The 24,255-nt window shown below is 72.2% G+C and carries 22 protein-coding genes and 1 tRNA gene; 15 read left to right on the top strand and 8 right to left on the bottom strand.

Annotated elements, in window-relative coordinates:
- From ABZ117_RS02600 to ABZ117_RS02575, 6 genes are all read right to left on the bottom strand, one after another.
- Nucleotides 1-628: DEAD/DEAH box helicase (locus ABZ117_RS02600; protein ID WP_356816607.1), on the bottom strand; the 628-nt coding region annotated here is incomplete at its 3' end.
- A gap of 342 nt (nt 629-970) precedes the next feature.
- Complete coding sequence (locus ABZ117_RS02595) at nt 971-1,174, bottom strand: cold-shock protein (protein WP_077060004.1); 204 nt, start codon at nt 1,172-1,174, stop codon at nt 971-973.
- A 400-nt stretch (nt 1,175-1,574) separates the two neighbouring features.
- A tRNA-His gene (locus ABZ117_RS02590) sits at nt 1,575-1,647 on the bottom strand.
- A gap of 114 nt (nt 1,648-1,761) precedes the next feature.
- A complete protein-coding gene (gene orn / locus ABZ117_RS02585) occupies nt 1,762-2,364 on the bottom strand; it encodes an oligoribonuclease (RefSeq protein ID WP_356816604.1) in 603 nt (200 codons plus the stop codon).
- Between the two features lie 147 nt (nt 2,365-2,511).
- Nucleotides 2,512-3,732 carry a helix-turn-helix domain-containing protein gene (locus ABZ117_RS02580; protein ID WP_356816603.1) on the bottom strand — a complete coding sequence of 407 codons (1,221 nt, stop codon included), beginning with the start codon at nt 3,730-3,732 and terminating at the stop codon, nt 2,512-2,514.
- Nucleotides 3,733-4,110: 378 nt separating this feature from the next.
- Nucleotides 4,111-4,380 carry a hypothetical protein gene (locus ABZ117_RS02575; protein ID WP_356816601.1) on the bottom strand — a complete coding sequence of 90 codons (270 nt, stop codon included), beginning with the start codon at nt 4,378-4,380 and terminating at the stop codon, nt 4,111-4,113.
- A gap of 320 nt (nt 4,381-4,700) precedes the next feature.
- Between ABZ117_RS02575 and ABZ117_RS02570 the strand changes: the two genes are divergently transcribed.
- Nucleotides 4,701-5,228, top strand: coding sequence for a universal stress protein (locus ABZ117_RS02570; protein WP_121788617.1), 528 nt, complete (start codon nt 4,701-4,703; stop codon nt 5,226-5,228).
- A gap of 258 nt (nt 5,229-5,486) precedes the next feature.
- Here ABZ117_RS02570 and glmS read toward each other — a convergent pair whose 3' ends face one another.
- A complete protein-coding gene (gene glmS, locus ABZ117_RS02565; RefSeq protein ID WP_356816599.1) occupies nt 5,487-7,304 on the bottom strand; it encodes a glutamine--fructose-6-phosphate transaminase (isomerizing) in 1,818 nt (605 codons plus the stop codon).
- A 45-nt stretch (nt 7,305-7,349) separates the two neighbouring features.
- On the bottom strand, nt 7,350-7,607 hold the full coding sequence (locus tag ABZ117_RS02560) for a hypothetical protein (protein ID WP_121788619.1): 258 nt from the start codon (nt 7,605-7,607) through the stop codon (nt 7,350-7,352).
- A gap of 165 nt (nt 7,608-7,772) precedes the next feature.
- On the opposite strand from ABZ117_RS02560, the gene ABZ117_RS02555 reads away from it, so the two are divergent.
- The 14 genes from ABZ117_RS02555 (at nt 7,773) to ABZ117_RS02490 (ending at nt 24,248) form a co-directional block, all read left to right on the top strand.
- Complete coding sequence (locus ABZ117_RS02555) at nt 7,773-9,338, top strand: metallophosphoesterase family protein (protein ID WP_356816649.1); 1,566 nt, start codon at nt 7,773-7,775, stop codon at nt 9,336-9,338.
- Between the two features lie 1,426 nt (nt 9,339-10,764).
- The gene (locus tag ABZ117_RS02550; RefSeq protein ID WP_356816597.1) at nt 10,765-12,366 is read left to right on the top strand and encodes a beta-N-acetylhexosaminidase; all 1,602 of its coding nucleotides are present in this window, start codon (nt 10,765-10,767) and stop codon (nt 12,364-12,366) included.
- A 68-nt stretch (nt 12,367-12,434) separates the two neighbouring features.
- Entirely contained in the window at nt 12,435-13,028 is a 594-nt protein-coding gene (locus tag ABZ117_RS02545; RefSeq protein WP_356816595.1) for an RNA polymerase sigma factor, read from the top strand.
- Nucleotides 13,025-13,825: an MGMT family protein gene (locus ABZ117_RS02540; protein ID WP_356816594.1), complete on the top strand. Its 801-nt coding sequence runs from the start codon at nt 13,025-13,027 to the stop codon at nt 13,823-13,825. Before ABZ117_RS02545 ends, ABZ117_RS02540 begins: the two co-directional genes overlap by 4 nt.
- A 42-nt stretch (nt 13,826-13,867) precedes the next feature.
- On the top strand, nt 13,868-14,539 hold the full coding sequence (locus ABZ117_RS02535) for a methylated-DNA--[protein]-cysteine S-methyltransferase (RefSeq protein WP_356816592.1): 672 nt from the start codon (nt 13,868-13,870) through the stop codon (nt 14,537-14,539).
- Between the two features lie 93 nt (nt 14,540-14,632).
- The gene (locus ABZ117_RS02530; RefSeq protein WP_356816590.1) at nt 14,633-15,409 is read left to right on the top strand and encodes a 2OG-Fe(II) oxygenase; all 777 of its coding nucleotides are present in this window, start codon (nt 14,633-14,635) and stop codon (nt 15,407-15,409) included.
- A gap of 297 nt (nt 15,410-15,706) precedes the next feature.
- Nucleotides 15,707-16,792, top strand: a complete 1,086-nt coding sequence (locus tag ABZ117_RS02525; RefSeq protein WP_356816588.1) for a 50S ribosomal protein L11 methyltransferase — start codon at nt 15,707-15,709, stop codon at nt 16,790-16,792.
- A gap of 70 nt (nt 16,793-16,862) precedes the next feature.
- Nucleotides 16,863-18,275 carry an iron-containing redox enzyme family protein gene (locus tag ABZ117_RS02520; protein ID WP_356816586.1) on the top strand — a complete coding sequence of 471 codons (1,413 nt, stop codon included), beginning with the start codon at nt 16,863-16,865 and terminating at the stop codon, nt 18,273-18,275.
- The gene (locus ABZ117_RS02515; RefSeq protein WP_356816584.1) at nt 18,263-18,643 is read left to right on the top strand and encodes a Rieske 2Fe-2S domain-containing protein; all 381 of its coding nucleotides are present in this window, start codon (nt 18,263-18,265) and stop codon (nt 18,641-18,643) included. Before ABZ117_RS02520 ends, ABZ117_RS02515 begins: the two co-directional genes overlap by 13 nt.
- Before the next feature lie 132 nt (nt 18,644-18,775).
- Complete coding sequence (locus ABZ117_RS02510; RefSeq protein WP_356816583.1) at nt 18,776-20,023, top strand: ATP-grasp domain-containing protein; 1,248 nt, start codon at nt 18,776-18,778, stop codon at nt 20,021-20,023.
- Complete coding sequence (locus tag ABZ117_RS02505; RefSeq protein ID WP_356816581.1) at nt 20,023-21,327, top strand: MFS transporter; 1,305 nt, start codon at nt 20,023-20,025, stop codon at nt 21,325-21,327. The genes ABZ117_RS02510 and ABZ117_RS02505 overlap by 1 nt, the downstream gene beginning before the upstream one ends.
- A gap of 53 nt (nt 21,328-21,380) precedes the next feature.
- Complete coding sequence (locus ABZ117_RS02500) at nt 21,381-22,352, top strand: alpha/beta hydrolase (RefSeq protein WP_356816579.1); 972 nt, start codon at nt 21,381-21,383, stop codon at nt 22,350-22,352.
- Nucleotides 22,339-23,613 carry an ATP-grasp domain-containing protein gene (locus ABZ117_RS02495; RefSeq protein ID WP_356816577.1) on the top strand — a complete coding sequence of 425 codons (1,275 nt, stop codon included), beginning with the start codon at nt 22,339-22,341 and terminating at the stop codon, nt 23,611-23,613. Before ABZ117_RS02500 ends, ABZ117_RS02495 begins: the two co-directional genes overlap by 14 nt.
- Nucleotides 23,610-24,248: a LysE family translocator gene (locus ABZ117_RS02490; RefSeq protein WP_356816575.1), complete on the top strand. Its 639-nt coding sequence runs from the start codon at nt 23,610-23,612 to the stop codon at nt 24,246-24,248. Before ABZ117_RS02495 ends, ABZ117_RS02490 begins: the two co-directional genes overlap by 4 nt.
- The last annotated feature ends 7 nt before the right edge of the window (nt 24,249-24,255 follow it).

The following is a 24,255-nucleotide window of genomic DNA, read 5'->3' as shown; positions in this document are numbered from 1 at the left end:
CGACCTGGTTCAGCCGGCAGTCGCCGCGCTCGATGAGGTCCTTGAGCCGTCCGGGAGTGGCGACGACGACCTCGGCTCCGCCGCGCAGCGCGGCGGCCTGGCGGCCGATCGACATCCCGCCGACGACCGTGGCCAGCCGCAGCCTGACCGAGCGGGCGTACGGGGTGAGCGCGTCGGTGACCTGCTGGGCCAGCTCACGCGTCGGTACCAGGACCAGGGCGAGCGGCTGGCGGGGCTCGGCACGCTGTCCGGCGGTCCGGGCCAGCAGGGCCAGACCGAAGGCGAGGGTCTTGCCGGACCCGGTGCGCCCCCGGCCCAGCACGTCACGGCCGGCCAGTGTGTTGGGGAGGGTGGCGGCCTGGATCGGGAACGGCACGCTCATCCCCTCGGCGCGGAGGGAGGCCAGCAGCTGCTCGGGCATGTCGAGATCGGCGAACGCCTCGACGGCGGGCAGCGCCGGAGTCTGGGTGACCGGCAGGGCGAACTCCCCCTGCACGGAGGTCCGGCGGGCCGGGCCACTCGAGCGGCTCGGCTTGCCGGAGCGGCCGGAACCACCCCAGCGGGCGGCGCGGTCGGAGCCGCCGGTCGAACGGTTGCGGGAGCGCTCGGACGTACGTGTGCGGTTCATGCGGAACCTTCCTCGATATGGCTCGTGTCAAGGAATTACCGCGGAAGAAGAGCACACGGAGAATCGCGAGAACGGGCCAGAATGAAAACAGCAGCGAAAGGAAATGCGGCCGGGAAAAAAGCAGCCATCGCTGGAAAAAGTCACGGCAGGGGTCCTCGGCCGGGGCCGAAGCTCATACGGAACATGTCCGGAGCAAGAGGGGAACGCCCAGTGCGCGTGAGCCCGCGGGTTCAGGGCCTGTCACGTGGGGCAGGCGCCGGGAGCGGGGGAGGGCTGTGCCCGGATACTCCATGAGCTGGGGCCCGCACTCAAAGGTGCGGGCCCCAGCTCACGATGCGCGTGTCAGGCCGGAACGATGTTCTCGGCCGTCGGGCCCTTCTGGCCCTGCGCGATGTCGAAGTTCACCTTCTGGCCTTCGAGCAGCTCACGGAAGCCCTGGGCGGCGATGTTCGAGTAGTGGGCGAAGACGTCGGGGCCGCCGCCGTCCTGCTCGATGAAGCCGAAGCCCTTTTCCGCGTTGAACCACTTCACGGTGCCAGATGCCATGTTAAATCTCCTTCGGGGCAGTGCCCGGAGTCCACACTGTGCGGACTCCGCGTCGCCGCGTTGATCGCCCCTCCGGAAAGCTTGGAGTTTTTGGGAACCACAACTGCAACTGGAAACGACACTAGCACGGCGGGAGTGGCGCTGCCGCGTGACTAATCCCTCCCGGCCCGCCTGTTTGAGAAATCCTGACACGGAATCGCTCTGAATTCTCGCTTCCCGGCTACAGATATTCGCTCACCCCGGAGGCATGTCCCGCGAGAGGGCGGAGGGGCGTGGGGGAGGAGGGGGGTGAGGCGAGGAGGGGCGTCAGGGGTGGGCCGGCCGGTCGTCCGGTCATCCCGGACACACGAAAACGATGAAGGGCTGACCCGGTTCTCCGGATCAGCCCTTCATCTGTGAGGGTGAGTGACGGGACTTGAACCCGCGACATCCTGGACCACAACCAGGTGCTCTGCCAGCTGAGCTACACCCACCATGACCGGCGGTGGAACTGTCGTTTCCCCGACCGGCCGAGAAGAAGTCTACAGGGTCCGAAGGGATGCTCGCGCACAGGTTTTCGCGCGGGCGCCCACGCGGACCCGGGGCGGTTACTGCGCGGGCAGGACGTGCCGGGCGGCGATCTCCCTCGCGGTGTCGGAGTCCGGGCCGGGCTGCGGGACGAAGACGGCCTCGCGGTAGTAGCGCAGCTCGGCGATCGACTCGCGGATGTCGGCGAGGGCGCGGTGGTTGCCGTTCTTCTCGGGGCTGTTGTAGTACGCCCGCGGGTACCAGCGGCGGGCCAGCTCCTTGATCGAGGACACGTCCACGATCCGGTAGTGGAGGTAGCCCTCCAGCGTCGGCATGTCCCGCAGCAGGAAACCGCGGTCGGTGCCGACGGAGTTGCCGCACAGCGGGGCCTTGCCGGGCTCCTTGACGTGCTCCCGGACATAGGCGAGGACCTGTTCCTCGGCGTCGGCCGGCGTCGTGCCCCCCTCCAGTTCGGCGAGCAGCCCGGACGCGGTGTGCATCCGACGCACCACCTCCGGCATCGTCTCCAGTGCCCGGTCCGGCGGCCGGATGACGATGTCGACCCCCTCGCCGAGTACGTTCAGTTCGGAGTCGGTGACGAGGGCGGCCACCTCGATGAGCGCGTCGTCCGACAGCGAGAGGCCGGTCATCTCGCAGTCGATCCACACCATGCGATCGTTCATGCGACCACCCTAAAGCTGACGTCGGCGTTTGGATGCCCCGCGTCGGTGCGGGGCCTCGCGCGCACGCGCACGGGTACACGCGCACGGGTAAAGGGGGACGGAGTCGTACTCCGTCCCCCTTGCCTCCTGCTTTCTCCCGCTCCCCGCTCAGCTGCCGCTGCGCGGGCCCGGGAGCAGGCCCACCGCGCCGGCCGCCGCCCGGCGGCTCTGCATCGGCACCCCGCCGTCCCGCTCCGAGTGGAGCAGGGCGGCCGCCCCGCTCATCGGTCCGGGACCGGGCAGGCCCAGGGGCGACCCGTGCTGGCCGGGCGGCGCCATCGCCGGCTCGGCCTCACCCGGCCGGTCGCCCTGCGGGCGGCGAGCCCGGTAGGCGGCGCGGTAGGCGGCGGGGGACGAGCCGAGCTGGCGGCGGAAGTGCCCGCGCAGCGCGACCGGTGAGCGGAAACCGCACCGGCCCGCCACCTCGTCCACCGAGTAGTCCGACGTCTCCAGCAGCCGCTGGGCCTGGAGCACCCGCTGCGTGATCAGCCACTGGAGCGGGGCGCTCCCGGTGAGCGAGCGGAACCGGCGGTCGAACGTACGGCGGCTCATGTAGGCGCGTGCCGCCAGTGTCTCCACGTCGAACTGCTCGTGGAGGTGTTCCAGCGCCCAGGCGACGACCTCCGCGAGCGGGTCGGCGCCGATCTCCTCGGGTAAAGACCTGTCGAGGTAGCGCTCCTGTCCGCCGCTGCGGCGCGGCGGGACCACCAGGCGCCGGGCGAGCGCGCCGGCCGCCTCGTTGCCGTGGTCCGACCGCACGATGTGCAGACACAGGTCGATGCCCGCCGCCGTGCCGGCCGACGTCAGGACGTCGCCGTCGTCGACGAACAGCTCCCGCGGGTCGACGTGCACGGACGGATAGCGCTTGGCCAGCGTCGGCGCGTACATCCAGTGGGTGGTCGCCGGGCGGCCGTCCAGCAGGCCGGCCGCCGCGAGCACGAACGCGCCCGTGCACAGGCCGACGATGCGGGCCCCCTCCTCGTGCGCCCGGCGCAGCGCGTCGAGCGCGTCCTCCGGTGGCGGTGAGGTGATCGAGCGCCAGGCCGGTACGACGACCGTTCCGGCGCGTGAGATGGCCTCCAGCCCGTGTGGCGCGGTGAGTTCCAGGCCCCCTGTGGTCCGCAGCGGGCCTTCCTCACCGGCACACACCAACAGGCGGTAGCGCGGTACTCCGGCGTCCTGGCGGTCGATCCCGAACACCGAAAGCGGTATGGAACTCTCGAAGATGGGACCGCCGCTGAACAGCAGCACCGCGACGATCTCCTTGCGTCGTCGCCCGGAAAGTTTCCGGGCCGCGGCGTCCGGCGCGGCAGTGGAGTCGTGGCTCATCCTGCTAAGCCCCCCTCGGTGGTCGCGGCTCCTCGGTCGTGTCGCTCCTGCACGTTTCCCCTCGGTCCTGCACGAGTCCCCCGCCGTAAGACAGTCAAGATCGAATTTACTGGCTCCCGCGTGACCACGGTGACCAGTTACCCACGCGGCACATTGTCGACATGACAACTTGGCGTAAAGCATTCGATCACGAAGCGTTGCACTCGGGAGACGCACAGGGAAGTGCGCCTTGTCGCGGTGGCCAAACCGCGTAGGGTGCGCAGCGGCCCGTGGACCCTTTCCGTGCAGGTGGAACGGGGGTTGGGGGTGGTTCGGAACCCCCCTGGGGCGGTATCCAGAAGTTGGCTGAAAAGCAGCGCTCGAAGGTACGGAAACAGGTCAGTCGACCGGTGTCTGTCCCCGGGTGTGCCGTCCGCCCCTTTGCGCCTCGCAACGCCCGGCGCACCGCTCGGAGCGGCGCAGCAGCCACCGGCAGACGGCCGTGACGGCCATGAGGCCCAGTGCGGTGCCCGTGGTGCCGGCCAGCGAGGTGCCGAACCAGAGGAGGACCACCGGCACGAGCACACAGCTGAAGGCTGCCCAGCGGATCACATCACTCACGGTGTCCGGTGCGGACCGCGGGCCGCGAGGGGACCGGGGGGCGGGCATCTCGTACTCCCTGTGGCGGTGGTTCACCCCGGTTCAACGTCCGTCCGTCCGGTCGGTCACCGGCGGCGCGGGAGTGAACCCCGTGCAAACCGCCTGTACGGGGCAGCAACCATTGCGTTACGGGCGCGGCTCGTGCATGCTCCGGTGAACCCCTACGGACGTCGGGGACCGCTTACGGAGCGTGCGCGGGATCTGGGCTCAGGAGGCTTGCCGCCGTACCCTTGTGGGTAAGGGCTTGGGAAGATGTTTCCCGGACACAGCTCCGCCGCACTTCCGCCGCACACTGTCCCCCCATAAAGGATCACAACGCCGAGACAGTCATGGCCGGTCACGAATTCTTCGAACCCGCGGACCGCAAGCGGCCGGTCGCCGATCCCACGGCGGCCGATCCCCTGGCGGCGGCAGACTCACGCCCGTCCTGCGATCCCGCCTTCCGGCACGGAGTGGTCGTCGGCTTCGACGGCTCCGACTCCAGCGAGCGTGCCCTTGCCTACGCGATCGGCATGGCCCACCGGTCCCGTTCCGGCCTGATCATCGTGCACGTCGCCAACCGGCTGCCCACCACCGTGTGGGCCGGCTGCGAGCCGCCCGTCTTCGTCGACGTCCCCGACCACCGCACCGAGGTCCTCGGGCTCGAACTGGCCTGCGCGGACTATCTGGCCGAGGTGCCCTGGATCCTGGTCGAGCGCGGCGGCGACATCTGCCACGAACTCGAAGAGGTGGGGCGGGAGTACGAGGCGGACGCGATCGTCGTGGGCTCCACGCACGGCATCGTCGGCCGGATCTTCGGCTCCGTCGCGGGACGGCTCGCCAAGCGGGCGCGGCGGCCCGTGATCGTCATCCCCTGACCGTCGCGTCCCCCGGCGGCCTCACACACCGTGAATTGTGTTGCGGTGGCGCGAGACTACTCGTGCGTAGAGGTGGTTCGCGCCCCGGCGCAGGGCATATAGCGGTCACCGCACCACCACTCACGCAGGAGAGGCGCCGGCCCGCGCCCCCTCCGTGGCGTGCCGCCGGCCGGGGGGTGACGGCCACCGGCCGATGGACCGCGGCACGGGAAGGACCCCCACGTGCTGGGTGGCACACGTGGGGGTCCGTTCCGCCGCCTACTCGACCGTGACCGACTTGGCGAGGTTCCTCGGCTTGTCGATGTCCCGGCCCAGGGCCTTGGCCGTGTGGTAGGCGAGGAGCTGGAGCGGGATGCCCATCAGGATCGGGTCCAGCTCGTCCTCGTTCTTCGGGACGATCACCGTCTGGTCGGCCCTCTCCTGCTCCCGGTGGGCCACCGCCAGGATCCTGCCCTCGCGGGCCTTGATCTCCTCCAGGGCCGCGCGGTTCTTCTCCAGCAGGTCGTCGTCGGGGACGATGGCGACCGTGGGCAGGGCCGGCTCGATGAGGGCCAGCGGACCGTGCTTCAGCTCGGAGGCGGGGTAGGCCTCGGCGTGGATGTAGGAGACCTCCTTGAGCTTCAGGGAGGCCTCGCGGGCCACCGGGTAGCCCCGGACGCGGCCGATGAAGAGCATCGAGCGGGCGTCGGCGTAGCTCTCCGCCAGCTTCCTGATCTCCTCCTCCTGCGCCAGGATCTCGGAGATCTGCCCCGGCAGCCGGCGCAGGCCCTCGATGATCCGCTTGCCGTCGCGGACGGAGAGGTCGCGGGTGCGGCCGAGGTGCAGGGCGAGCAGCGCGAACGCGACCGTGGTGTTGGTGAAGCACTTGGTGGAGACGACGCAGACCTCGGGGCCCGCGTGCACGTAGATGCCGCCGTCGGCCTCGCGGGCGATCGCCGAGCCGACCACGTTGACCACGCCGAGGACGCGCGCGCCCTTGCGCTTCAGCTCCTGCACGGCGGCGAGGACGTCGTACGTCTCACCGGACTGCGACACCGCGACGTACAGGGTGTCGGGGTCCACGACCGCGTTGCGGTAGCGGAACTCGGAGGCGGGCTCGGCGTCGGCGGGGATGCGGGCCAGCTCCTCGATCATCTGGGCGCCGATCATGCCCGCGTGGTAGGAGGTGCCGCAGCCGAGGATCTTGACGCGGCGGATCCGCCGGGCCTCGCGGGCGTCCAGGTTGAGCCCGCCGAGGTGCACGGTGGAGAACCGGTCGTCGATGCGGCCGCGCAGCACGCGGTCCACGGCGTCGGCCTGCTCGTGGATCTCCTTGTGCATGTACGTGTCGTGGCCGCCCATGTCGTACGACTCGGCCTCCCACTCCACGGTGGTGGGCTCGGCCGTCGTACGGGTGCCCTCGGTGGTGTAGGTGCGGAAGTCGTCGGCCTTGAGGGTGGCCATCTCGCCGTCGTCGAGGGTCACTATCTGCCGGGTGTGGGTGACGAGCGCGGCGATGTCCGAGGCGACGAACATCTCCTTCTCGCCGATGCCGAGGACGACCGGGGAGCCGTTGCGGGCGACCACGATCCGGTCCGGGAAGTCGGCGTGCAGCACGGCGATGCCGTACGTGCCCTCGATCAGGCGCACGGCCTGGCGGACCTTGTCCTCCAGCTTCTCGGCCTGGGAGCGGGCGATCAGGTGGGTGAGGACCTCGGTGTCGGTCTCGGAGAGGAACTCGACGCCGTCCGCCTCCAGCTTGCGGCGCAGGTCGGCGGCGTTGTCGATGATGCCGTTGTGCACGACGGCGACCTTGTGGTCGGCCGACATGTGCGGGTGGGCGTTCACGTCGGAGGGGGCGCCGTGGGTGGCCCAGCGGGTGTGGGCGATACCGGTGGTGCCCTTGAAGCGCGCCGGGACCTTGGCCTCCAGGTCGCGCACGCGGCCCTTGGCCTTGACCATCTTCAGGCCCGGCGTCTTCGGGGAGGTGACGACGATGCCCGCGGAGTCGTAGCCGCGGTACTCCAGGCGCTGCAAGCCCTCCAGCAGGAGGGGCGCCACGTCACGCTTCCCGATGTATCCGACAATTCCGCACATGTAAGAGGTATCCCTTGGGTGTCGCTGGTCCGGTACGGCCGGTTCTCAGCCGTAGACCATGCGGCGCAGCTGCCTGAGCGTCAGCTCCGGCGGCGCGACCGCGCGGTATTTCAGATCCGCCTCGATCCGTCCGAAGATCTCCGTGTTCACCAGGCCCTGGGCCTGGAGTTCACGGTGGCGGCGACGGACGTACTCGGCGGTCGTCTCGTCGAAGTAGGCGAGCACGTCCTGGACCACGCGCAGCGCCTCGCCCCGGCTCAGGGGCGTGGACCGCGTCAGATGATCAACGAGTTCGTCGTGCACCCGGTAGATCCTGGAGTACCGGCGCCTCTTTCGCAAGAATCGTGCCCGATTCCGGGCAGGCGCCTGTTGGATCTCTTATGGTGCTCTGTTCGCAAGCTGTCCATCCTGCGTCTTGCGCGTCGTCGCCCGGACAGACGAGTTTCAGACGCCATGGACATACCTCGCATGGGCGTTCCCGAGAAGCTGGCCGAGCGCATGAGCATGGCCGAGCAGCACGAGTACCTGCGCGCCCGTTTCTCGCGGCGCTCGATGATCAGGGGCGGCGCCGTCACGCTGGGCGCCGTCGCGGGCGGCGCGTTCGTGCCCGGCGCCACCGCCCAGGCGGCCGCGCCGACGCGGCACACCGCCCCGGCCGCCACTCCGGTCGACGGCGCGCTCGTCGCCCCCTTCGGCCGCCACCTCGCCTACGGCAACGACCCGCGCACCGAGATCACCGTCTCCTGGCAGGTCCCGGTCGCCGTCAAGAAGCCGTTCATCCGCATCGGCGCCCACCCCTGGGACCTCTCCCGCAGGATCGAGGCCGAGGTCCGCACCCTGTACACCCCGGCCGGCGTCGGCGCGAGCGGCGACCACACGCAGTACTACCTGCACGCCGAGCTCACCCACCTGCGCCCCGGCCGGACGTACTACTACGGCGTCGGCCACCAGGGCTTCGACCCGGCCCGGCCCCACCTGGCGGGCACCCTGGGCACCTTCACCACCGCCCCCGCCCACAAGGCGCCGTTCACCTTCACCGCCTTCGGTGACGAGGGCGTCGGCTACCACGGCCTGGCCAACAACTCCCTCCTCCTCGGCCAGAACCCCGCCTTCCACCTGCACGCCGGTGACATCGCCTACGCCGACCCGTCCGGCGCGGGCAGGACCACCGACACCGGGTTCGACGCGCGCACCTGGGACCAGTTCCTCGCCCAGACCGAGTCGGTCGCCAAGCAGGTCCCGTGGATGCCCGCCTACGGCAACCACGACATGGAGGCCTGGTACTCGCCCAACGGCTACGGCGGCGAGGAGGCCCGCTGGAACCTCCCCGACAACGGGCCCGACAAGAAGAACCTGCCGGGCGTCTACTCCTTCGTCTACGGCAACACGGCCGTCATCTCGCTCGACGCCAACGACATCTCCTTCGAAATACCGGCGAACCTGGGCATATCCGGCGGAACCCAGACCAAGTGGCTCGAAGGCCAGCTGAAGAAGTTCCGCGCCGCGAAGGACATCGACTTCGTCGTCGTCTTCTTCCACCACTGCGCCTACTGCACCTCCACCGCGCACGCCTCGGAGGGCGGGGTACGCCAGGAGTGGGTGCCGCTGTTCGAGAAGTACACCGTGGACCTCGTCATCAACGGCCACAACCACCAGTACGAGCGCACCGACGTCATCAAGGGCGGCAAGGTCGCCAAGAAGCTCCCGATCGGCGGCACCGCCTACCCCGAGACCGAGGGCGTGGTCTACGTCACCGCCGGCGCGGCCGGCCGCAGCCTGTACGCCTTCAGCGCCCCGGACTCCTACGAGGGCCACGAGCACGAGACCGACTCCGTGGCCTCGTTCGTCAACACCAAGGACGGCAAGGTCGACGAGACCGTCGCCTGGTCCCGGGTGCGCTACCTCGACTACTCCTTCCTGCGCGTGGACGTCACGCCCGCCCCGAAGGGCCGGCAGACCACACTGACGGTCTCGGGCATCGCCGAAACCGGCGACCGCGTCGACCACTTCACGGTGTCCCGCAGGGCGAAGTAGCGAAAGGGCCACGCGCGGGGGCGTGGCCACGCCCGGACGGCGGGTGCGCCCGCCCACCGGCCGCGCCCCGGCGGGCCTCCGCGGTCCGGTGGGGGCGCGGTGGCGGCGGACAGCGGGCGGTCCGCACGGTCTCACGGCCGTCCGGGGAGCGCCTGTCCGGCCGGGGCCGGCTGCGCGTCCGGCGAGCGGGGGCCGGCGTCGGTGCAGCAGCGGTAGCCGCCGTGCGGCGGTAGCGCCGCCGCCTACGGGCGCTGCCCTGCGGGGGCAGGGGTTGGCGCCGCCTCGCAGCCGCAGCCGCAGCCGTGCCGCCGCTCACGGGCGCGCCCGGACGAGCGGACGCGGTCCCGGTGGACAGCGGGCGGCTCTCACGGCCTCACGGCCGTCTGGGGGAGCGCCTGGCCGGCGGGGGCCGCTGCGCGTCCGGCGGGCGGGGACTGGCGCCGCCGTACCAGCGGTGGTCGCCGTGCGGTGGTCGTGCCGCAGCCGTGCCGCCGCCTGCGGGCGTGGCCCGGCGGGCGGGCGCGGTCCCGGTGGGTAGCGGGCGGTTCTCATGACCTACACGGCCGCCGGGGGACCGGCTGTCCGGCCGCAGCCGGCGCGTCGTGCGGTCGAGGTTCGGCGCCGCCGTACCAGCGTTAGCCGCCGTGCGGGGGTAGTGCCGTCGCCTGCGGGCGGGGGCCCTGCGGGTGGGCGCGGTCCCGGTGGGTAGCGGGCGGTCCGCATGGGCCTCACGGTCGTCGGGGCGCCGCCTGGCCGGCCGGGGTCGAGTGCGTGTCCGGTGGGCGGGGGCCGTCGCCCACCGCGCAGTCGCAGCAGCGCCGCCGTACCAGCGTTAGCCGCCGTGCGGCGGTAGTGCCGTCGCCTGCGGGCGGGGGCCCTGCGGGTGGGCGCGGTGCCGGTGGGTAGCGGGCGGTTCTCATGCGCCTCACGGCTGTCGGGGCGCCGCCTGGCCGGCCGGGGCCGAGTGCGTGTCCGGTGGGCGGGGGCCGTCGCCCACCGCGTAGTCGCAGCAGCGGGGGCGTCGTAGCGGTAGTCGCCGTGCGGGGGTAGTGCCGTCGCCTGCGGGCGTGGCCCTGCTGGTGGGCGCGGTGGCGGCGGACAGCGGGCGGTCCGCACGGTCTCACGGCCGTCCGGGGAGCGCCTGTCCGGCCGGGGCCGGCTGCGCGTCCGGTGGGCCGGGCCGGAGCCACCACCACCACCACCACCGCAGCCGCAGCCGCAGCCGCAGCCGCAGCCGCAGCGGCAGCGGTGGCGCCGTAGCGGTGGCCGTCGCGTGGTGGTACCTCCGTCGGCGGTGCCGCGGTCGGTCCGGATCGCGATGCCGGACCGCTCCAACTTCCGCCGCGGCGGGGACGATTCGGCCGTTGTGCGGGACAGTGGGGGCCCGGCCGTGTCCGACGGTCGGGTTCCCTCGAAGGGAGCGCATGTGAGTCGGAAAAGCCGTGGCACGACCTCCCGGACATCCCGCGTTCTCGGATCCCTGCTGCTTCTCACGGCCGGTGTCCTCACCCTCGGCGCGACCCCCGCCGCGCCGCCCGTGGCCCCCGTTCCCCTGGACCGGGTGGTCCCGGCGCCCGCCTCGGTCGCGCCGGGCGGCACCCCGTACCGCATCACCCGCGCGACCGGCATCCGCGTCGACGACTCCGCCGAAGTGCGCCGCGTCGGCGCCTACCTGGCCGGCATCCTGCGGCCCTCCACCGGCTATCCCCTGCCGGTCACCGACCACGGCGTCGGCGGGGTCCGACTCCACCTGGCCGCCGGGGACTTCGGCGCCGAGGGGTACCGGCTGCACAGCGGCGCCGACGGCGTCACCGTCACCGCGAGCACCCCGGCCGGGCTCTTCCACGGCGTCCAGACGCTGCGTCAGCTGCTCCCGGCCGCCGTGGAGAAGAGGACCGTGCACGGCGGCCCCTGGCGCGTCGCCGGCGGCACCGTGCGGGACCGCCCCCGGTACGCCTACCGGGGCGCCATGCTGGACGTCGCCCGGCACTTCTTCACGGTCGCCCAGGTCGAGCGGTACATCGACGAGCTGGCCCTGTACAAGATCAACGAGCTGCATCTGCACCTCAGCGACGACCAGGGCTGGCGCATCGCCGTCGACTCCTGGCCGCGCCTGGCCTCCCACGGCGGCTCCACCCAGGTCGGCGGCGGCCGGGGCGGCTCCTACAGCAAGGCGGACTACCGGGAGATCGTCCGGTACGCGGCCTCCCGGTACCTGGAGGTCGTGCCCGAGATCGACATGCCCGGCCACACCAACGCGGCCCTCGCCTCCTACGCGGAACTCAACTGCGACGGCGTGGCACCGCCGCTGTACACCGGCACCGCCGTCGGCTTCAGCTCCCTGTGCGTCGCACGGAAGACGACGTACGGCTTCGTGGACGACGTCGTCCGGGAGCTGGCCGCCCTCACCCCGGGCCGCTATCTGCACATCGGCGGTGACGAGGCGCACTCCACCCCGCACGCCGACTACGTGACGTTCATGGACCGCGTCCAGCCGGTGGTGGCGTCCTACGGCAAGAAGGTCATCGGCTGGCACCAGCTCACCGGCGCCCGTCCCGCCCGCGGCGCCCTCGCCCAGTACTGGGGCCTGGACGGCACCGGCGCCGCGGAGAAGGCGCAGGTCGCGAAGGCCGCACGGAACGGTACCGGCCTGATCCTGTCCCCGGCCGACCGCACCTACCTCGACATGAGGTACACGAGGAGCACCCGGCTCGGCACGGACTGGGCGGGCCTGGTGGAGGTGAGGCGGGCCTACGACTGGAACCCGGGCGCCTACCTGCCGGGCGTGCCCGCGGCGGCCGTCCGCGGCGTGGAGGCACCGCTGTGGTCGGAGACGCTGAGGAAGTCCGCCGACCTCGAGTACATGGCCTTCCCCCGGCTCGCCGGCACCGCCGAACTGGGCTGGTCACCGGCGGCCACCCACGACTGGAACCGCTACCGCGCACGGCTGGCCGCGCAGGGCCCGCGCTGGGACGCCCTCGGCATCACCTACTACAGGTCGCCCCAGGTGCCCTGGCCGAGGCGATGACCGGCGGCGGAGAACGCGTCCCGGAACGGGGTGCAACCCTTCACCCGGATCCGGTGTTTTCCTGAGTGATGGATGAGAAGGCCGAGCGGCAGCTGACCGAACTCCTGGCGGCGGACCTCGACGACGGCTTCACCGAGCTGGTCAGGGTCCACGGCAGGGCGGTGTACACGTTCCTGCTCCGGGTCTGCGGCTCGGCCACCGAGGCCGACGACCTGGGGCAGGACGCCTTCCTGCGCGCCTACACGGCCTTACAGGACTACGGCCCCGAGCGCCGGCGGGACCTCAGGCCGCGTGCCTGGCTGCTCACCATCGCCGCCAACGTGTGGCGCAACCACCTGCGCACCTGTTCACGCCGGCCCGCCCTGGCGGGGCTCCCCGTCGAGGACACCGCCGACACCTGGACCGACCGCAGTCCGGGACCGGAGGAGCGGGCCGCGCTCGCCGACGACCGGCGCCGGCTGGTCACGGCGCTGCTGGAACTGCCGGAGCACCACCGCACGCCCGTGGTGCTGCGCCATGTGGTGGGTCTGAGCTACACGGAGGTGGCCGAGGTGCAGCGGTGCGCGGTCGGAACGGCCAAAGCACAGGTGTCCCGGGGTCTGAAGAGTCTGCGCCGGCTGCTGGAGCCGGAGACAGCCGTGCTGGAGGAGGTGACGACATGAGGAGTGACCGCGAGGTACCGCGCCCCGGCGCGGACCGGCCCGGCCTGGCCGGGCTCGCCACGGAGCCACCGGCGGACTTCGCCGTGCGCGTGCTGCGGCGCACCGGCGTCCCGCGCGAGATCTACGACACCTATGTCCGCCTCGACACCGCCGTCGGCGGTCTTTTCGTGGCGGCGAGCCCGGAGGCGGTGACCGGGGCCGCGCTGGACACGGGCGGACTGTCCGCCACGGCCTTCGAGGAACTGCACCGCGCCCGGACCCGGCGTTCGGCCCTGCGGTCGGGCAGACCGTTCCCGGGGGTGACCACCGCGCTGCGGACCGGCCGCGCCCGGCGGCTGCCCATCGACCTCTCCCCGCTCGGCCCGGTGGACCGGGCCGTGCTGGAGGCGGTCCGCGCCGTCCCCGCCGGGCAGCTGCGCCCGGTCGGCTGGCTCGCCCGGGAGGCCGGGGTGGCACCGGAACGCGTGGTCGGCGCCCTGGCCCGCAACCCGGCCGCGGTGCTGATCCCCTGCCACCGTGTGACGTACGACAACGGCACGCCCTGCGACGCCGGCCACCTCCCCGCGGTGGGGGACGCGCTGCGCGCCGCGGAGGGCGTCGACCTGCTGCGGATGGCGGAGCTGCACCGGCGCGGCGTGGTGTTCCTCGGCAGCGACACGACCCGTATCTACTGCCATCCCACGTGCGCCCACGCCCGCCGCATCACCCCGCCCCACCAGGTGCCGTTCCGTACCGCGCGGGAAGCCGGCCGGGCCGGGTACCGCGCCTGCAAGAGCTGCCGGCCGGTCGCGGTATGACGGCCATCCGAACCCGACGGTCACGATCCACACGGAGTTGTTGTGCGAACCAGTAACATCCCCGGCGACACCACGGCGGCGGTCGCGGTCCATCCCACCCCGCTGGGGCCGCTCGTGCTGGCGGCCACGGCCGACGCCCTCGTGCTGTGCTGCTACGGCACCCCCGAGACCGGTGTCGCCCGCCTCACCAGGGCGGGGCTGCGCACCGTCGAGGAGGAGCACGCGGACGCGGGTTCCCGCGCGGTGCTGGCGGAGACCCGGACCCAGCTCGACGCCTACCTCACCGGCGCCCGCCGTGACTTCACCGTGCCGGTGGACCTGCGGCTCGCCACGCCCTTCAGCCGGCTGACCGTGGCGGCGCTGGACGCGTTCGTGCCGTACGGGCGCACCGCGACCTACGCGCAGCTGGCGGCGGCGCTCGACCGGCCGCGGGCCGCCCGCGCGGTCGGCACGGCCCTCGGCGCCAACCCGGTCTGCGTCGTCCTGCCGTGCCACCGGATCGTCGGTTCCCAAGGCAGCCTGACCGGGTACGCGGGCGGCCTGGCGGCCAAGCAGTTCCTGCTCGGCCTGGAGTCCTGGCACGACGGCCTGACCGGAGAGCGGGAGCCGGCGGCGCTGCCCACCGGCCTGACGGCCCCAGAAGGCCTGACGGCCCCAGAAGGCCTGACGGCCCCAGAAGGCCTGACGGCCTCCACCGGCCCGACGGCCCCCTGACCGGTGGGCGTCGGGAGATCCCCCGTCACCGGCGCCCACCTCCCCTTCCTCGTGTCCCCCGTACGACCTCCCGTCCCCCGGAGAGCTGAGCGCGTGAACTCCTACGACACCCCGTCCCTGCCCGGGCTCGACGAGCCGGCGGCCCTGGACCGGCCGGCCCCCGACGCCGACGGGCTGCCCGCACTGCGCCGCCTCGACTGGCCCGTCCTGGCCGCCGAACTGGACGCGGAGGGCGTCGCGCTCACCCCGCCCCTGCTCTCCGCCGACGAGTGCGCCCGGCTGCGGGACATGTTCGACGAGCCGGGGCTGTTCCGCAGCACGGTGACGATGGCGCGGCACCGGTTCGGCGAGGGCTCGTACCGCTACTTCGCCCGCCCGCTGCCCGATCCGGTGGCGGCCCTGCGCCGGGAGCTGTACCCGCCCCTGGCGCGCATCGCCAACACCTGGGCCGCGCGGCTCGGCGAGCCGGAGTTCCCCGGCCGGCACGAGGACCTCGTCGCGGCCTGCGCCGCCGAGGGCCAGCACCGGCCGACGCCCCTGCTGCTGCGCTACGGGCAGGGCGGTTACAACTGCCTGCACCAGGACGTCTACGGCGACCTCACGTTCCCGCTCCAGGTGGCGGTGCTGCTGGACCGGCCGGACGAGGACTTCACCGGCGGCGAGAGCGTGTTCGTGGAGCAGCGGCCGCGCGCCCAGTCCCGGCCCCTGGTGCGACGGCCGGCGCAGGGGCAGGGGCTGATCTTCGCCGTGCACCACCGCCCGGTGCGCTCGGCGCGCGGCTGGAGCCGGGTGATGCTGCGGCACGGGGTCAGCGCCGTCACCAGCGGACAGCGGCACGTGCTCGGCGTGATCTTCCACGACGCCCGCTGAAACGCCGCCGCGGCGAACCTGCCCGCGCCCCGCTGAAACGCCGCCTGCGGCGAACCTGTGTACGACCGCTGCACCGGCCCGGTTCTGCCGCCTCGCTCCAGTGAACCGGCAGTCTCCGCAACGCCGCTGGTCAGCGCCGCCTCCTCCGCTCGTGGAACTGCCGCTCCGGCTGGAGTGCCGCTGGAGAACCGCAACAACACGGTTACGTACGGTCGCTGTTGCGACGGCAGGAGGGTTTCGGGACCTGCCTCGTACCACTGTCAACCCGGCGAGTCACCGTAAGGAGCAGTGGCACACATGCAGCACGTACAAGGGGCACGGGACACCCCAGCGGAGCGGGAAGTCCGGCCGGAAGCGGGGGCCAAGCCGTCGAGCGGCTCCTCCTACCGGCTGGGCGCGGCTCTGCTGCAATCGCTCGCGCAGGAGATGAACGCCCTCGCCGAGCAGGCGTCCGCGCTGTTGAGCACGCCCCCGGAGAGCCTGTCCCTGGACGCGGACGTGTTCGCCCAGATCGCCCGCAGGAACGTTCCACGCTGGCACTTCGCCATGCTGAACGACACCGAGCGCAACGACGGGCTCGTCACCGCCCTGGAGCGGGGCATCCCGGCGGGGGCGACCGTGCTGGACATCGGCTCCGGCAGCGGGCTGCTCGCCATGGCCGCGGCCCGCGCCGGTGCGAGCAAGGTGTACACCTGCGAGATGAACCCGCTGCTGGCCGAGATCGCCCGCAACGTCATCGACGCGCACGGCCTGTCCGACGTGATCACGGTGTTCGGCAAGCCGTCCACGGAGCTGGACGCCGAGCGGGACCTCGGCGGCCGGGTCGACGTCCTCGTGTCGGAGATCGTCGACTGCGGCCTCATCGGTGAGGGCCTGCTGCCCTCGGTGCGCCACGCCCGCGAGCACCTGTTGGCGCCGGACGGCATCATGCTGCCGTCGGCGGCCCGGCTGCGCGGCAGGCTGGTCAGCAGCGAGGCGGTGCTGAAGCTGAACCAGGTCACCACGGCCGGCGGTTTCGACGTCTCGCTCATGAACACGGTCGCCACCCGCGGCCACTTCCCGGTACGGCTGGACACCTGGCCCCACCGCTTCCTGTCCGAGGCGGCGCCGGTGCTGGAGTTCGACCTGGCGCGCGACGCCCTGGAGCCCGGCGAACGCGCCCTCACGCTGCCCGCCACCGCCGACGGTGAGGCACAGGCCCTGGTGGTCTGGTTCGAGCTGGACATGGGCAACGGCGTCGTCCTGTCCAACCCGCCGGACAACCCCGGTTCGCACTGGATGCAGGGCTGGGTCCCGCTGGAGAAGCCCGTACCGACGAAGGCGGGCGAGACGGTCTCCCTCCGGCTCCGCTGGAGCGACTTCACGCTCCGCGTGAGCCTCTGACACGGCCTCGGCCGGCGCCCGCGCGGCACCGGCGGCCGGACCTTATTCGATTAGGACCAGGGAGCAAGCGATGAGTCACGTCCCCGCGCACGTCCCGTTCGAGCTGAGCGGCACCGAGCTGCGCGACGCGGTGGTGCAGTACGCCACCGCCCCGATCTACCACGACAACCTGGACTGGCTGAACCACGACAACCCCTACCGCCGCCAGCTCAGGCCGCAGGTCCTGCCCCATCTGAACTACGACAAGATACCGGGCCGGGAGAACATACTCGACTACTCGAGCCTGGCCGTGCAGCGCCTGCTGACCTCGATCTACGAGGCCGACCTCGTGTTCTTCCCGAAGTCCGGCCTGAAGGGCAAGGAGGAGGACTTCCGGGCGTTCTACAGCCCGGCGAACCGCGCGCTCGGCGAGCGGATCCGGCCGGCGCTGGAGCGCTACGCCTTCGGCTTCCTCGACGACGAGGTGGAGACGTCCGGGAACTGGACCGCCGAGAGCCTGGACGCCTACCTGGACGCGCTGGACACCAGCGGCGGCCAGGAGCAGTCACCGGCCGAGAAGGCCATCGCAAACTCCTCCGACCCGCAGCGGGCGGCCCGGATGTGGCTGGTGCAGTTCGCGCCGGACTTCCTCTCCGAGGCCTCGCCGATGATGCGCAACGTCCTCGGCTACTACGGCCCGGCCCAGTCCGAGTGGTTCAAGGTCGTCATCGACGAGTACGGCTACGGCGTCCACGACACCAAGCACAGCACCCTGTTCGAGCGGACCCTGGAGTCGGTCGGCCTCGAGTCCGACCTGCACCGGTACTGGCAGTACTACCTCAACAGCAGCCTGCTGATGAACAACTACTTCCACTACCTGGGCAAGAACCACGAGCTGTTCTTCCGCTACGTCGGGGCGCTCTACTACACGGAGTCCTCCCTGGTCGACTTCTGCCGCCGCGCCGACCAGCTGCTGCGCGACGTCTTCGGCGACTCGGTGGACACCACCTACTTCACCGAGCACGTCCACATCGACCAGCACCACGGCCGGATGGCCCGCGAGAAGATCATCAAGCCACTGGTGGAGGCCCACGGCGAGGGCATCATCCCGGAGATCGTGCGGGGCATCGAGGAGTACCGGGTGCTCCTGGAGGTCTCCGACTTCGACTTCTCCGAGCAGATCTCGTGGATGGACGACCAGCCCGAGCTGAAGAAGCTGCACGACCCGGTGTTCGAGGGCCTGGGCAAGATCGACGCGCCCGTGGCGCACATCGTCGAGCCCCGCGGCGAGCTGTCCAACACCCACTGCCACGACGGCGACGAGCTGTGCCACATCGTCTCCGGCACCATGCGCTTCGAGAGCGGCCTGGGTTCGTCGCTCACCCTGGAGGCGGGCGAGGGCGTCGTCATCCGGCGCAACCGGCTGCACGGCGCCAACATCGAGTCGGACGAGTGCGTCTACGAGATCCACTCGGTGGGGGACTACCGCAAGTGCCTGTCGTGACCTTCTCCGCCGCGGGGCGGGACAACTGCGTCGTCGTCGCCGGGACACCGTACGTCTACGCGACGGTCGGCGGCCGGGGCTTCGTGATGCGGGCCCAGTGCCCGCACCGCGGCGGCCCCCTGCACCTGGCCGACGTCGCCGAGGACGGTGTCCGGCTCGTGTGCCCGTGGCACGAGCGCAAGACCTCCGTGGCCCGGATGCGCGGGGAGATCCCGGCCGTACGGGTGGGCGAGCGGATCACCGCGGTCTTCCCGGAACGCCCGCCCGCCCGGGGCTGGCCCGCGGCACCGGCGGCCTGCGGCGACGTGGCCCTGGAGCACCGGCCGCTGGCCCCCGCGCTCACGCGTGCGCGCGTGACGGCCGGCTGACCCGCCGGCGACTGCAACGACCCGGGGCCGGCCGGTGTTCTACAGACGGCCGGTACGCGCGCGCCGGGGGCCCGGCACGGCCCCCGGCGCGCGTACCGGACCACGAGTGACCACATGCAAGGAGAGCGGAACATGGGCACGGACGGTGGCAAGCCGTTGCTGCTGCTGATCGGCAGCAGCGCCCGGCGCAGCCGGGAATTCATCCTTCGGTCGGTGAGCCGGCGCTACGCGCTCTGGCTGCTCCAGCCGGCCCAGGTGACCTGGGAGGAGCCCTACGTCGTCGGCAGCACGTCGGTCGACAACACCCGTCCCGAACCCCTCATAGCAGCAGCCCGGCAGGTGGCGGCCGAGCACGAGGTGGCCGGCGTGTTCTGCTACGACGAGGGCCTGGTCACCCCGGCCGCCCACGTGGCGCAGGCGCTCGGACTGCCGGGCAACTCCCCGGAGACCGTCATCGCCTGCCGCGACAAGAACGCCACCCGGGTGGCGCTGGAGCGGGCCGGGGTGGCCCAGCCCGCCTCCATCGGCGTGCGTTCCCTGGAGGAGGCACGGCAGGCGGCCGAGAAGATCGGCTTCCCGGTCGTCCTCAAGCCCCGGGGCCTGGCCGGCGGCATGGGCGTGCGCCGGGCCGACGGCCCCGGTGACGTGGAGAGCGCCTACCGGGCGGCGTCCGGCGCCTCCTACCCGGGCGTTCCCGTCTTCGAGGTGTCGGTGCTCGTCGAGGAGTACGTCGACGGCCCCGAGATCAGCGTCGACGCCGTCTTCTTCGAGGGCGAGGGCACCCCGCTGGCCGTGGCCCGCAAGAAGGTGGGGCTCGCGCCCTTCTTCGAGGAGACCGGCCACGAGGTCGACGCCGCCGACCCGCTGCTGACCGACCCCCAGCTCCTCCAGGCGCTGCGGGCCAGCCACGCCGCGCTCGGCTTCCACACCGGCGTCAGCCACACCGAGTTCCGCCTCACCGCGGCCGGCCCGCGCCTGATGGAGGTCAACGCCCGCCTCGGCGGCGACATGATCCCCTTCCTCGGCGAACTGGCCACCGGCGTCGACGTGGCGCTGGCCGCGGCCGACGTCGCGGCCGGCCGGCGGCCCCGGACGACGGCGACCCGGCGGCGGGCCGCGGCGATCGCCTTCCTGTACCCCGAGCGCGACACCGAGATCGAGTCGGTGACCGTGCACGAGGACCGGTTCTCGCCCGACGTCCACAGCGCCGACGTGATGGCCGACCCGGGAGCCGTGCTGCGGCTGCCGCCGCGCGGCTACATCTCCCGCTACGCCCGGGTCATCACCCTCGCGGACTCCGTCGAACAGGCGCGGGCGGCACTGCTGCGGGCGCCGGAGATCGTCGAACTCACGGGCCGCCCGGTGGAGGAGTCCCCCTGATGAGCCCCGGAAAGACCTCGTCCGAGCCCGGGAAGACCGGCCGGCCGTCGATCGTGCAGACCCTGCGGGGCATCCCGGGCCCCATCTGGCTCGTGCTCGTCGGCATGCTGGTCAACCGGCTCGGCAACTTCCTCCAGATCTACCTGGTCCTCTACCTCACCGCGAAGGGCTTCTCCGCGACCGAGGCGGGCCTGGCGCTCGGTGCCTACGGCGTGGGCTCGGTGGTCGGCGTACTGGTGGGCGGCACGGCGTCCGACCGGATCGGCTACGCCTGGACGATCGTCGGCTCCATGGCGCTCGCCGGACTGGGCACGCTGAGCCTGCCCCACCTGCACACGCTGCCCCTGATCATCGCGGTGGCCTCGGTCATCGGACTCCTGGCGCAGATGTACCGGCCGGCCTCCTCGGCGCTGCTGGTGGAGCGCACCCCCGAGGACCACCACGTGATGGTGTTCGCCGTCTACCGGATGGCGTTCAACCTGGGCACCACGGTCGGCCCGCTGCTCGGCGCGCTGCTGATCAGCCACTCGTACGACCTGATCTTCTACCTGGAGGCGACGGCCCAGCTGGTCTTCGCCGCCTTCGCCCTGATCCTGGCGCGCTCCGGGGGCGCGGCCCGCCCGGCCGGACACGACACGGACGGCCCCACCCGGTCGTACGCCGCCGTGCTGCGCGACACCCGGTACGTGGTGTTCCTGCTGGCGCTGTTCCTCAACGCCGTCGTCTACATCCAGCACACCTCCGCGCTGCCGCTCCAGATCAAGGCCGACGGACACGGGGTCACGTTCTACTCCAGCCTGCTGTCGCTGAACGCCGTCATGGTCATCTCCCTGGAGCTGCTGTTCACCAAGTACGTCCAGCACCTGCCCGGCAAGGTGGCGGTGGCCCTCGGCGTCGGCCTGGTCGGCGTCGGGATGAACCTGTACGTGGCCGGACCCAGCATGGCCATGTACGTCGTGGCGACCGTGGTGTGGACGTCGGGCGAGATGATCGGCACACCGACCGCCTCGGCCTGGCCGGGCAAGGTCGCCCCCGGACACCTGCGGGGCCGCTACATCGCGGCCGCCGCGTTCCCCATGCAGATCGGTTACGCCATCGGCCCCGTGCTCGGCGTCGCCGCCTGGCAGGCGTCGTCGTCCTCCGTGTGGTGGCTGTCCGGGCTGCTGACCGTGGGCGCCGTGGCCGCCGTCCTCTTCGGCATGAGCGAACGGCCCGCGGACGCGGAACCCGGCGCCACCACCCCGGCCGACGGGACCGCCCCGGCCGACGAGCCGGCCGGACCGGTCGCCGCCGACACCCCCTGACCCTCCCACTCCTTCAGTCCGTGCCGCGGGTTCCGGCACCCAGTCCCCAGGAAATGAGCGAGCTGCGCATGGCGTACGCCGATGGCATCGAGAAGTTCGTGGAAACCGTGAACGGCGCGCTGCCGCCCGACTTCTACACCTACCCCGTCGACCGGCAGCGCGTCCTGTACGACTCGCTGACCGAGGTCCTCCCCATCCCCGTCCCCGACGGCGTCCGGCACCGGGACGCGACCGTCGTGCACGAGGGCCGCACCGCGCGGATCCGCATCTACGAGCCGGCCGAACGCGCCGGCAGCGCCGTGCTCTTCTACATCCGCGGCGGCGGCTTCGTCATCGGCTCGCTGCACAGCCACCACAGCCTGGTCGCCGAACTGGCCGACCGCACCGGCCTGGTGACCATAGCCCTGGACTTCGGCATGGCGCCGGAGAACCCCTTCCCCGGCCCGCTGGAGGACTGCTACGCCGGCCTCTGCGGCACCCTCGCCGACCTGCCCGGACTCGGACTGGACGGCCTCGACCCGGACGGCGCGGTGATCTGCGGCGAGAGCTCCGGCGCCAACATGGCCGTCGTGCTGTCGATGATCGCCCGCGACCGCGGCGGCCCCCGGCTGCGCGGCCAGGCGGTGATCAGCCCGGTCCTGGACTTCACCCGCTGGCGGCACGGCGGCGAGGACGCGCCCCTGCTCTCCGGCGGCGAGATGGAGTTCTACACGGCCTGCTACTGCCCCGAGCCGGAACAGGCCACCGACCCCTACGTCTCACCGCTGCTGGGCGCCGCCTTCCACGACCTGCCGCCGGCCTACGTCGTCGGCTGCGAGATGGACTCGCTGTGCGTCGACGCGGAGAAGTACACCGCCCTGCTCAGGGAGAACGGCACGCCCGTGACGTACGTGCGGGAGGAGGGCATGGTGCACGCCCCGGTGCGCGCCCGGCGGGTCAGCGAGCCCGCGGCCGACTTCTTCGCCCGCTACTGCGCCGCCGTCTCCGCCCTGGCGGCGAAGGGGAGCGCCGATGGTCGGCACTGACCCGCTCACCGGGCCGGGGCCCGGCCCCTGCGTCATCGTCGACCCCTACTCCTCGGGCGCCCTCTTCACGGAGGCGCTGCGGGGCCGGGGCGTACCGGTCGCGGCCGTGGTGAGCAGCCCGCACCCGCCCGAGGCGTTCGCCTCGTCCTACCGGCCGCAGGACTTCCCCGACGTCATCGTGTACGACGGCGATCTGGACGACGTCGTACGGCGGGTACGGGCGCTGGAGCCGCGCTGCGTCATCGCCGGCTGCGAGTCCGGCGTGGAACTGGCCGAGCGGCTCGCCCCCCGGGTGCTGCCCGGGCTGAGCAACGTACCGGAGCTGGCCGAGGCCCGCCGGGACAAGAGCCGCATGGCCGACGCCGTACGCGCGGCCGGGCTGCCCGTCATCCCGCAGCTGTGCACCTCCGACGTCGAGGAGGCGGCGGCCTGGCTGGAACGCGAGGGTCTGTCCGGCGCCGACCTCGTCATCAAGCCGCCGAAGAGCGCCAGCACGGACGGTGTCGTCAAGGTGCAGGGCGGCACGGACTGGCGGGCCGTGTTCGAGCGGCAGATCGGCCGGGTCAACCAGTTCGGCGAGGTCGACGACCGGCTGCTCGTGCAGAAGTTCGTCACCGGCACCGAGTACGTGGTGGACACCTTCAGCCACGACGGCAAGCACTCCCTCGTCGACGTCTGCGCCTACGGCAAGGTCGACAACGGACCGCACATGGCCGTCTACGACACCATGCGCTGGCTGCCGCCGGACGAGCCCGCCGTCGCGGTCCTGGCCGAGTACGTCTTCGGCGTACTGGACGCGGTGGGCGTCCGTTTCGGCTCCGCCCACGTCGAGGTGATGGGCACCGCCGACGGCCCCGTCCTCATCGAGCTGGGCGCCCGCCCGCACGGCGGCGGCCAGCCGCGGTTCAACCGCAACGCCACCGGCGACAGCCAGATCGACCGGACGGTGCGCTGGCTGACCGGGGGCGAACTGCCGCAGAGCTACGAGCTGCTGACCCACCAGATGTGCGTCTTCCACATGGCCCGCCGCTCCGGGGAGGTACGCGGCACCGCTGTCCTGGACGAGATCCGGACGCTGCCGAGCCACCACTTCTCGGTGCAGAACCTGTCCGACGGGGACCACGTGCCCGTCACCCGGGACCTGGTCGACAGCCTCAACTTCGGGTTCGTGATCCTCGCCCACCCGGACGAGGAACAGATCCAGCGGGACTACCGGGCCGTCCGCGCCCTGGAACAGCGGCTGGTCATCGGAGAGCCGTGATCAACGCGCTCGCGTTCCTGACGAGTTCACTGGTGGTGATCATGGCGCCGGGTCCCGACCTGGCCCTGATCACCCGCCTGGTGCTGGCCGGCTCGCCGCGCACGGCGGCGCCCGCCGCGTTCGGGATGATCGCGGCGGGCGCCGCCCAGGCGGCGCTGGGGGCCCTGGGCCTGGCCGCGCTGCTCGCCGCGCGCCCGGACCTGTTCGCCGCCTTCCGCTGGGCGGGGGCCGCCGTCCTGCTCGTCTGGGCCTGCCGGGCCCTGCGCGCGGCCCTGCGCCCGCCCGGGCCCGAGGACCCGGGCCCGGGGGAACCGGCGCAGCCGGACGGGCCGCCGCGCGGCAGGCGCCGGGCCTTCGTCCTGGGACTGCTGTGCACCGGCTCCAATCCCAAGGTCGGCATCTTCCTGATGGCGTTCCTGCCGCAGTTCGTGCCGGCCGGGATGAACCCGACCGCCGGAGTGGTGGTCCTGGCCGCCTGCTACCTCGCCCTGGTGCTCGTATGGCTGCTGACCTGGATGAGGCTGGTGCACCGGCTGGCCCGGCACCTGAACTCCGCGTCGGCCCAGCGGCTGACCAACGGGCTCACCGCCGCCGTCTTCGGCGTGTTCGCGGTGCGTCTGGCCCTCGGCGGATGAGCGCCCC

The organism is Streptomyces sp. NPDC006309 (assembly GCF_040613095.1).
In the GTDB taxonomy this organism is placed as follows: domain Bacteria; phylum Actinomycetota; class Actinomycetes; order Streptomycetales; family Streptomycetaceae; genus Streptomyces.
This window is presented reverse-complemented; position numbering and strand designations above follow the sequence as displayed.